The organism is Chitinispirillales bacterium, from assembly GCA_031254455.1.
GTDB lineage: Bacteria > Fibrobacterota > Chitinivibrionia > Chitinivibrionales > Chitinivibrionaceae > WRFX01.
Genome location: JAIRUI010000073.1, coordinates 24,504 through 32,832, shown reverse-complemented (window position 1 = coordinate 32,832; position 8,329 = coordinate 24,504). Strand labels below are relative to the sequence as shown.

Here is an 8,329-nt window from a genome sequence, read left to right as displayed (position 1 = left end):
TCGGAGTAATTTTTTATGTTTTCGTATTTCATAGAGTGGAAAATAATATAATTTAAAAAACAAACAAGAAAAATCCATACTCAATTAAAAAAATATTGATTTCGCAAGAGGTCTAATGTTTTCCTTAGAAAAAATATAATACATTCTTTTGAAAAATGCCTAACTTTTTTATGTTTTGTTGTTTCTTCTTAAATTTATTCGTTTTTTATAAATCTTTTGTTTTCTTATTTATTTTAAAATAGAAATTCCAGAATCACCTACAAATGTACATTTACATGGTAAAGTAGATGGTGGATTTGTTTGTTGTTTCCATAAACCATCACATTCTACTTTTGAAATTAAGTTTATTTCCGATTCGTTTGTATAAACTATAGATGTTGAACCACATGATAAACTATTAGATTGACCAGCACATTCTACTGTGACTGCTGATTTTGGTTTTTCATAGAATACATTGTTGTTCCATGACATGTGCTTATACTCATAAGGTTTAAACAGCTGATCCGTATCTGGTATTAAACCTTGCGTACTTGTATAATTTTTCAAATCTGCTGACGATAAAAGTGGTTTTCCTGCCATATTATAGTTCCTCTTTTTAATTACCATTAATTGAGAGAAAATTTCCTCTCAAAAACTCGTTACCTTTAAAATATCCTATATTATACGAAATAATATTAGGAGTATTATGTTCTTCCCAAGAATAGTACATAATGTAGTCTGCTTCTACCTCTTTTAAAACAACAAAATCAAAAAAAGATTGCCTTGTATTAAATTGAGGCAATTCTATATTTTTATAAATAAACCTCTTATATGTGTCTGCATGTATATTTATTGTATCAGTCATTGGGGGATTCTGATAGTTTGGCATTTCATAATAAAATATTAATTTGTTATTATGTTTGTGTACTCTGTATAGATGATGAGCATAGACTTTTAAAGAATCGTTATCTAGTATATGAGGACTGATGGTAAACAGATATTCTCCTTCTAAATACTCTCCTCTTTCGTAATCAAAACTATTTCTGCAACCAGATAATGGAACAGAATATGACTCTCTTCTAATACCATCATTACCTATAAAACGGACAAACAGAGGCTCATTATTATAACAGTGTACATATTCTTGCTCGGGAAACACAAATTCTTTATTATTTGCATTTTCGCCATTTTCACCGCTACTTCCGCAACTTATAAATATTCCAAATATAAACGCAAACAATATAATTTTTAGTAATTTTTTCATATTGAATTTCCTTTTAAAGTTTTTCGATTTCAACCTTATTTAATAAAATAGCACTTTTAGATTCTGCTTTCACTTTTTCCACAATCGGTAATGCCAAATATTCATGACCTCTATCCGATTCAATAGGAAATAACACAACCTCATACGAACCTGAAAGCGGAAAAGATGTATAAACTGTTTTGCCTTCAAAATCCGATAAACCCTGTCTAAAATTTAGTGTATATAATGTCATATTATCCTCTTATGATATTTCTTTTTTCGTTGAATTTTTTATATTTAAATCTATTTGAGATGGATATTTTCGGAGCGGAAGCCTTAGTGCCGTAAAGTTTACTGACGGACTCGTATCCATTCTGAAATAATTCTTTCATATCTTTTATCTGTGCGGACCCTTCTTTAACTCGCGCCATTAAATTTTGTCTCGTTGCATCCCAAGCGGCATACAAATTTTTCAAATTTTCTTTGTTCATAATCCCGCCTCTGCGTTCTTCGTCGGTAAGTTCCGCATATAATTTATCGTCCTCATTTGCTCCTAGCCTTACATGTGAAACTTGTTTTGTAAGATATGTTTGACCAAATTTCATAAATTTTACCGAAACAATTACTTCTCCCGGACGTTTTGGGAATCTATAACCCAATCCCTGATTTAATTCCGTGAAAAAAAAAGAATTAGACATTTCATCAAAAGACATACCCGATTGAATAAATTTTAATTTATCTCCTGTCGGAGGGAGCAAATATGTTCCCGACCACACCCACGTATTAAATTCGTACAATAAATCTTTCAAACTTCCTTTAACCGTTTCATATTTTTCCGTAGTGTTATATCGTAACTCTCTTCCCAACGCTTTTATTTTTAATAGAGACGGAAACATAACTTTGCCTTGTTCAAAATTAAATTGAATATTCGAATTTTCTTCCGTTGTATCTACAATTTCGCATTTATACGTTCCGTTTTCAAATTTTGGCGCAGTTTTTAAATGAGATAACAGAAAATTCACTTCGGGAACATCCGATTTCATCAAAGGAGAGTCAAAAATAATTTGCCCTCCGGCAGACGATCTTGTCATTTCTATATCTAACGACAAAATCATATTATAATTCCTTTGTAAAGGCGACAAGTTCTACTTGAATACCCTCTTCCGCTTGTACCGCTCTGATACGTTGAATCAAAAATGTTCTGTTGTGTTTAGTGTATTTAAATGATTTTTGATTTAATACGTTAAGTAACGCGTCTTGAATATCTTGCGGCGGGTCAATAATTACTCCCGTAACCGACACGGATAACTGCGTTAAGTATGTTGGGGTTATGTATATCGCGTTACTGTTTGTTTCATCGGGATATGTATCCATTGAATACTCTTTTACAAATTCAAAATTCGTAACATTAAGCGTATATTTACCCAATTTCATTGTAGAAAGAGAGTTGTTTTTAATGACTGTCGCTATTGCCAATTATGCCTCCCTGTTTAGGTTGCATTGCCTCGTATTTTTGAGAAGTATTGCGAGCGATAACATGTAATTCGTTTATCATTTTGTCAAAAAACCCTTTCGCATTCATATCGTTTTGCTGCATCATACCATTAACATTTGACGCAGGTAAAACCGTCTTTGCTTCCGAAATATAATTTCGTATGCTTGATGTCGCCTCTTGAATAATTCCATTTATAGGATTTCCTCTCATCATAGACATAATATTTGAAGCCTTTTCACCCGACAACTTTGTTCCTAAATTTCCTGCAAAATCCTTAATATTTCCCGATTGAAACATATTTTTCATGCCACCGCTTATACTTTTTGCTTTCTCTTGAACTCTGGTTTTCAAATCACCAAACGATGAAGAAACTTTTGAGGTAATACCAGCTATTTTCGAGTCAAAATCAAAATCTTTTAGCATATTTTTCATATTATCGCTTATGCCTTTGGTTCTTTCTTGGACTTTGGATTTCAAATCGTCAAACAAAGAGGAAAATTTTTCTTTAACATTCGACACAGAATTTACGGAATCAGATAAATTTGAGAATTTATCTTTAAGTTGTTTAGCATCAAAACTTGTGTTTACACTAGCTAAACTTGATTTAACTGTATTTATTTGCTGATTTACGCGACTTAAATCTACGTCGAAACGAAACGAATCCGACAAACGAGAGTTTTTCAAACTCGCTTTCATATTCTCAAATGCCGTACCAAGATTTCCCGTAACAGCACGGATTCTTGTTTCTAATTCATTTATTGCCATAAAACACTCTCGCTAAATAGTTCATTTTTTCTCCTTACATTGTGTGTTTACTTTTACCCAAAATAGAAATTCCCGCTCCTCCATTTACTGTACACTTATTATTAATAGGATTTGCCGGAGATGGTTGAGTCCATAAACCATTGCAACAAAACCTTGACAATAATTTCACTTCTGATTCCTCTACATATTCTCTCGGTATAGCCGGATTAGGAGAACATGGCAAACTATTACTCTGCATTGAACACGGAGTTGTGGGAATAACTTTCGGTTTCTCATATAATTTGTTCTCATCATATTTAATAGTTTTACTTTCATAAGGTTTTAATAAAACATCAAAATCAGGAACTGCCCCTGAAGTGCTTGTATAATTCTTCAAATCTGCTGAAGATAAAAGTGGTCTGCCTGACATATTGTTCCCCTTTGAAAATCATAAACATTTACTAAAAATTAGAAACTCTTCCCATAATGAATTCATTGTTTTTAAAATACCCAATAGAGTATTGAAGAACAATATTACTCTGTTCTGCAAAAGAGTAATGCATAATATAATCAACTTCTATTTGTTTTTGAGCAACGAAATTAAAAAAAGATTCCTTTGTCGTAAATTTAGGCAATTCTATGCGCCTATAAGAGTATTTTTTATATGAGACTCCAAATACATTAATTGTGTCTGCTATTGGTGGACTCTGATAATTTGGCATTTCATAATAAAACACTAGTTTACCATTGTGTTTATATGCCTTATACAGTTGATGTTCATAAATACTTAATAAACTATCATTTAATACATCAGGGACAATCGTAAACAAATATTCTCCTTCTAAATATTCTCCTTTTTTATAATCAAAAACATTTTTACAGCCAGAGAATGGAATAGAATAAGTATTAATTTCTTTACCATCATTACCTATAAAACGAACAATTTCAGATTCGTTGTTAAAACATTTAACATATTCTTGTTTTGGAAAAACAAAATCATCACTATTTGAATTTTCGCCGCTTCCACAACCGCTAAGTATTCCAAATACAAATGCAAAAAATACAATTTTAAATAAATTTTTCATTTGGATTTCCTTTTAAAGTTTTTCGATTTCAACCTTATTTAATAAAATAGCGTTATTAGATTCCGCCTTCACTTTTTCCACAATAGGTAACGCCAAATATTCATGACCTCTATTTGATTCTATCGGCAACAAAACTACTTCATAAGAACCAGACAAAGGAAAAGAAGTATAAACTGTTCTGCCTTCAAAATCCGATAAACCTTGCCTGAAATTTAGTGTATGTAATGTCATATTTAAACTCCATAAATAATATAATATTTGTTTTACGGTCTTCGCCCGGATTTTTTATTTTTTTGAATTTTTGTTTTATATGTATTTTATAACGATAGAAATACACCCTGCAGGATTCGAACCTGCGACCTACTGCTTAGAAGGCAGTTGCTCTATCCAGCTGAGCTAAGGGTGCGACGGTTTATTGGTCGGAGAGACAGGATTTGAACCTGCGACAACCGGTTCCCAAAACCGGGGCGCTACCAGACTGCGCTACTCTCCGAACTGTTGCAAAATAATATATTTTCGTGTAAAAAATCAAGTTATTCTTTGCTTCTAACCCGCAAAAGTCCTCTTTGTGATTTTTCTATAAAATCCAGAACCCGTTGAGAAATCGTATTTTGTCCGACTTCGTTTAAAATTTGTTTTTTCGCTTCAGAAACGGATAGTTCCCGGAAAAACAGTAATTTATATATTTTTTTTATCTTACTTATATCGTCCGCGCTGAATCCGTTTCGCTCCAATCCGACTTTATTATGTCCGGCGACAAAAGTTTCTCCGTCTGCCGTACCTATCAGAGAATATGGAACAATATCCATTGAAACATAAGAATTGGCGCCTATAAAAGAATAATCGCCTATGTGCGTAAATTGATGAATGGAAACGTTACCGCCGCATATTACGTTTCTGCCTATCGTTGTGTGTCCGGCCATCGCGAGATTGTTAGAGGCGACAAAAAAATCTCCGACCTCGCAATCGTGAGCGACATGACAGTAAGCCAAAAGTGCGCAATTATTACCGATTTTTGTTATCCCGTTATTTGCCGACGTTCCTTTGTTTATAGTTACAAATTCGCGGATAATAACTTCGTCTCCGATGAATAAGAACGCGTCTTCGTCACGATATTTCAAATCTTGCGCTATCGTTCCTACGCTCGCCCCGTTAAAAATTCTGCAATTTTTTCCTATTTTCGTATGGCTTCCGATATATGCATGCGAACCTATGGTTGTGTAATCGTCGATTACGACGTTATCTTCAATTATCGCAAACGGTGCAATTTTTACATTGTTTCCAAATTCCGCATTTTTACCGATAATCGCTTTTTCGCTTATTTCTACGCTCATTTTTAACCTTACACGTTCACCATGCAGGTGAGTTCCGCTTCGCAGCATACTTTCCCGTTTACCGTAGATTTCGCCTCACATACGAAAATATTTTTACGCTGTTTAATCAAATTCAGTTCCAAAACGAGTTTATCTCCCGGACGAACCGGCGCTCGAAATTTGCAATTATTAACGCTCATATAAAGCATTGATTTTTGCTCGGCATTATTTTCTTTTAGATTTTCTTCGTATAAAACCATTAAGCCGCCCGCTTGGGCTAACGCTTCAAGCTGCAAAACTCCGGGCATAATCGGATTCCCCGGAAAATGCCCCTGAAAAAAATTATCGCTGAACGAAACGTTTTTGTACGCAGTAATTTTATGCCCGGGAATAATCTCATCGACCCCGTCAACCAAAAGGAAAGGATATCTATGCGGCAACATTTTCAAAATATCGTCGTAAGTAATTTTTACAACGGATTGTTTTTCTGTTTTTTTAGATAAATATTCTCTTACTCTTTTGGCAAAAGCATGATTTGCCGCATGACCGCTTCTTGCCGCCATAATATGACCTTTAATCGGTTTGCCCAGCAAATACAAATCGCCCACCAAATCGACCGCTTTGTGTCTGCACAACTCGTTTTCAAATCGAAGCTGACGATCGCTCAGAAAGCCGTTTGTTCCCGGAAAAATCGGCGACGAATTAGGAAACTTTTCGCTTAACTCTTTTGCTTTTTGGTCGTCAAACGCTATATCCTGCAAAACCATCGCACTGTCAAGAGTTCCGCCTCTAATAAGTCCTTGTTTGCTCAAGGTTTCAATTTCCGACAGAAAACAGAATGTTCTAGCCGGAGCAAAATCTTTATCAAAGTCGTTAAAATTAAAAATTGTCGTATGCTGTGTTCCGATTATGGGATTTTGATAGTCAATCATCAATGTTATATAGTAATCTTTTGCGGGGAAAACGGAAATTGCAATGTTATTTTCGTTATACAGCCACATCGGTTCGTCAAATTCTATAAATTCTTGCTCTGCATCTTGCTCTTCTTCGCCAAGCGAGATTATCAAGTCGATAAACGGTTTCGCCGAACCGTCCATTAACGGAATTTCTTCGGCGTTTAATTCAATCCTGCAATTTGAAATTCCTTTTGCCGCTAAAGCCGCCATTAAATGCTCTATTGTAAATATTTTTACGTTGTCTATTCCTATCGCCGTACCTCTCGCGTCGCCTACGACAAAATCAATATTTGCTGGAATTTCAATTTTTTGCTCTAAATCAATACGTACAAATTTAATTCCGTAATCAATCGGCGCAGGATTTAAAGTTATCGTTGCATTAACGCCGGTATGAAGTCCGACTCCGGTAAGAGAACCGGATTTTGCAATTGTCTTTTGTTTCAAAATACTACCTCCAATACGTTCTGTTGGAGTATAACATAATAAATGCCAAAATTAAAATGCAAAAAAAATGGTTCTCCGGGGAGAGAACCATTACAAAAAAACTTTAAGATTTTCCGTCTTGAACAGGGGAAGCCAGACAGAAACACACATAGGGAGGTGTTTAATCTTCTCGTTTTATATTTAAGTTATCGGACGATTTGAAAAAAAACTTTATAATTTTTTTAAGTTTTTTAATTTTTATTCAAACTTTGCGCTTCTTCTTTTAACCGCTTAAGGTGAGAGTACTCCGCCGCAAGCGTTTCGTATATTTGTAAAGCGGTTTCTTCTTCTCCGCAATTTTTTGCGCTGTCAAATAAATTCAAAAAGGTATCAATGTTAGTGGGATTCATTTTTATCGACTCGAAAAACAGTAAAAACGCCTCACGATATTCTTTAGCGTTAAACTGTATAATTCCTAATCCGTTATACGCCTCTGCCGACGGTCCAGAGGTGTCAAACGCTTCAATATATTTTCTTCGCGCTTCGTCATAATTACCGCTTTGAGCAAAATTATCGCCCGCTTCGATTAACGGGTTGTACCAACCGATATGCAAGGCGCGATCGCATTTATAAATGTCGTTGGTTTTGTCGGAAAGCGTTTTGTAAATTCCGGTTAATTCTTCGCTTTGCGGATTTTCCTGCGCCGCCGTTTCTACTATAGGAATAATATCTTCAATTTTATGCAACTTAAATGCAGAATCAATAAGATTGTTTATAGCGTCTTCGTTTCCTTTGTCAAGCGTTGCCGCTTCTTTGAATAATCCGTAAGAATCTTCCCAACGGCTTTCTTCCCAAGCGATAATTCCCAAATAATTGTAAGCAAGCGCACAATTAGGGTCCTCATCAATTACATCAACGAGAATAGACATCGCATTTTTGTAATCTTTGTCACAAATCTTTTGCGCCGCGTCCACAATTTTATCAGAAATAGCGTCTGTCATAAAAGCTCTCTTTCCTTATGATTTTTTTCAAAAATACTTTTTATCCGATAAACAATGCAAATTTTGTGTAAGTTTTCGCTAACTTCATAA

The 8,329-nt window shown here is 34.6% G+C and carries 12 protein-coding genes and 2 tRNA genes; all 14 read right to left on the bottom strand.

From position 1 onward, the window contains the following. Positions 1-228: 228 nt before the first annotated feature. The 14 genes from LBH98_05165 to LBH98_05100 all read right to left on the bottom strand — a co-directional run bounded on the left by LBH98_05165 (position 229) and on the right by LBH98_05100 (position 8,239). Positions 229-579, bottom strand: a complete 351-nt coding sequence (locus tag LBH98_05165) for a hypothetical protein (protein ID MDR0304145.1) — start codon at positions 577-579, stop codon at positions 229-231. Positions 580-595: 16 nt separating this feature from the next. Then, entirely contained in the window at positions 596-1,243 is a 648-nt protein-coding gene (locus LBH98_05160) for a hypothetical protein (protein MDR0304144.1), read from the bottom strand. Positions 1,244-1,256: 13 nt separating this feature from the next. Further along, the gene (locus tag LBH98_05155; protein ID MDR0304143.1) at positions 1,257-1,475 is read right to left on the bottom strand and encodes a hypothetical protein; all 219 of its coding nucleotides are present in this window, start codon (positions 1,473-1,475) and stop codon (positions 1,257-1,259) included. Position 1,476: 1 nt separating this feature from the next. Then, entirely contained in the window at positions 1,477-2,337 is an 861-nt protein-coding gene (locus LBH98_05150) for a hypothetical protein (protein MDR0304142.1), read from the bottom strand. Position 2,338: 1 nt separating this feature from the next. Continuing rightward, on the bottom strand, positions 2,339-2,698 hold the full coding sequence (locus tag LBH98_05145; GenBank protein MDR0304141.1) for a hypothetical protein: 360 nt from the start codon (positions 2,696-2,698) through the stop codon (positions 2,339-2,341). Next, positions 2,676-3,482 carry a hypothetical protein gene (locus tag LBH98_05140; protein MDR0304140.1) on the bottom strand — a complete coding sequence of 269 codons (807 nt, stop codon included), beginning with the start codon at positions 3,480-3,482 and terminating at the stop codon, positions 2,676-2,678. Before LBH98_05140 ends, LBH98_05145 begins: the two co-directional genes overlap by 23 nt. 34 nt (positions 3,483-3,516) lie before the next feature. Further along, the gene (locus LBH98_05135; protein MDR0304139.1) at positions 3,517-3,891 is read right to left on the bottom strand and encodes a hypothetical protein; all 375 of its coding nucleotides are present in this window, start codon (positions 3,889-3,891) and stop codon (positions 3,517-3,519) included. A gap of 31 nt (positions 3,892-3,922) precedes the next feature. Continuing rightward, positions 3,923-4,546, bottom strand: a complete 624-nt coding sequence (locus LBH98_05130; protein MDR0304138.1) for a hypothetical protein — start codon at positions 4,544-4,546, stop codon at positions 3,923-3,925. 12 nt (positions 4,547-4,558) lie between these two features. After that, entirely contained in the window at positions 4,559-4,777 is a 219-nt protein-coding gene (locus tag LBH98_05125; protein ID MDR0304137.1) for a hypothetical protein, read from the bottom strand. 101 nt (positions 4,778-4,878) lie between these two features. Then, positions 4,879-4,952: transfer RNA gene (locus LBH98_05120), tRNA-Arg, on the bottom strand. A 10-nt stretch (positions 4,953-4,962) separates the two neighbouring features. Next, positions 4,963-5,039: transfer RNA gene (locus LBH98_05115), tRNA-Pro, on the bottom strand. A gap of 40 nt (positions 5,040-5,079) precedes the next feature. Further along, the gene (gene lpxA / locus LBH98_05110) at positions 5,080-5,928 is read right to left on the bottom strand and encodes an acyl-ACP--UDP-N-acetylglucosamine O-acyltransferase (protein ID MDR0304136.1); all 849 of its coding nucleotides are present in this window, start codon (positions 5,926-5,928) and stop codon (positions 5,080-5,082) included. Further along, positions 5,889-7,259: a bifunctional UDP-3-O-[3-hydroxymyristoyl] N-acetylglucosamine deacetylase/3-hydroxyacyl-ACP dehydratase gene (locus LBH98_05105; GenBank protein MDR0304135.1), complete on the bottom strand. Its 1,371-nt coding sequence runs from the start codon at positions 7,257-7,259 to the stop codon at positions 5,889-5,891. Before LBH98_05105 ends, lpxA begins: the two co-directional genes overlap by 40 nt. Positions 7,260-7,489: 230 nt before the next feature. After that, positions 7,490-8,239, bottom strand: coding sequence for a tetratricopeptide repeat protein (locus tag LBH98_05100; GenBank protein MDR0304134.1), 750 nt, complete (start codon positions 8,237-8,239; stop codon positions 7,490-7,492). Positions 8,240-8,329 lie beyond the last annotated feature (90 nt).